The organism is Acidobacteriota bacterium (assembly GCA_026393675.1).
GTDB lineage: Bacteria > Acidobacteriota > Vicinamibacteria > Vicinamibacterales > JAKQTR01 > JBAXOX01.
In genome coordinates, this window is the sequence record JAPKZQ010000025.1 from 1 (window position 1) to 1,197 (window position 1,197).

1 protein-coding gene is annotated in these 1,197 nt (G+C 64.9%); it reads right to left on the bottom strand.

What is annotated here, in order from left to right:
• Positions 1 to 387 precede the first annotated feature (387 nt).
• Complete coding sequence (locus tag NT151_07325) at positions 388 to 957, bottom strand: HD domain-containing protein (protein ID MCX6538725.1); 570 nt, start codon at positions 955 to 957, stop codon at positions 388 to 390.
• Positions 958 to 1,197: the final 240 nt, after the last annotated feature.

Genomic DNA, 1,197 nt, shown 5'->3' on the forward strand with positions numbered 1-1,197 from the left:
CCGCCCGGCATACAGGTCCCGCTTCTGCTGGAGGTCTCACGACCTCACGCAGGGGACCGCGCTACCCTACTGCTCAGCGGTTCATAGGGGTGGGCTCCTTTCATCCCACGAGGAACACGCCGCTTCACGGCGCACCAAAACACACCTTCCGGGGCCTGTCGCCGAACGCGCGTTGGGACCCTACCCAACGCCTGTCCTGGCCCTCACGGTGCGTTTTGCAGACTGACGCCCTTCGACTTCGCTCAGGACTTCGCTGTCGGCTTGATTCGAGGGGCCGCGCCGCGAATCGCCGCGTCACATCCGCGCCACAGCCCCGCTGGTCTGTTCCGAATCCCGAATCCCGTCTTCCTACCGTCTACTGGCTACCGACGACTGTCTCCCTTTTTCTCACAATGTCCCGCGCAGCCCGAGGTCGTCCGCCTTCTCCCTCATGAAGGCGATGACGCTTGCGACGTGCTCGTCGAGCGGCAGGCCGATCTCTTCGGCGCCACGGCGCAAATCGTCGCGGTTGACCGCACGGGCGAAGGCCTTTTCCTTCATCCGCTTCACGACCGACTTCGCTTCCAGATCCATCAGGCTCTTCGATGGACGTACCAGAGCGGCCGCCGTCACGAATCCAGCCATTTCGTCGCACGCGAACAAGGTGTGCTCAAGCCGCGTCTCGCGCGCCACGCCGGTATGGTCCGCATGCGATAGGACCGCGCGCACCAGCCACTCCGGGTAGCCCCGCTCGCGCAGGATCTCGGCCCCGCGGAACGGATGGTCCTTGAGATCCGGATAGCGGTCGTAGTCGAAGTCGTGGACGAGCGCCGTCACGCCCCAGGCCTCTTCGTCCTCGCCGAATCGGCGCGCGTAGCCGCGGACCGCGGCCTCCACGGCCAGCGCGTGCTTGCGCAGATTCTCGTTCTGCGTGTATTCGGTCAGCAGGGCCCAGCCATCCGCTCGCGTCAGTGTCATAGGTTCCTCACCACTTGCCTCCTGCTGCTTAAAGAGCCACTACGTGTCGCCCGGATGGCGCTTTTCTTCTTCGCCGCTCAACGGGGGCTCAGGCAGTCCCGCCTGATAGGGGTAGGGAGAGACGATTGTGTTCGTCCCCCCCTCCCTCCGAACTGGACGGGCGGTTCTCCCGCATCCAGCTCTCCAGTTGGTGGTGTCACCTCGATGAGGGGTGACGCGCAGCAGCGTAGGCGTCGACCA

Coding starts and splice junctions, on each gene's coding strand:
- NT151_07325 (MCX6538725.1), bottom strand. CDS start 957: ATGACACTGACGCGAGCGGATGGCTGGGCCCTGCTGACCGAATACACG.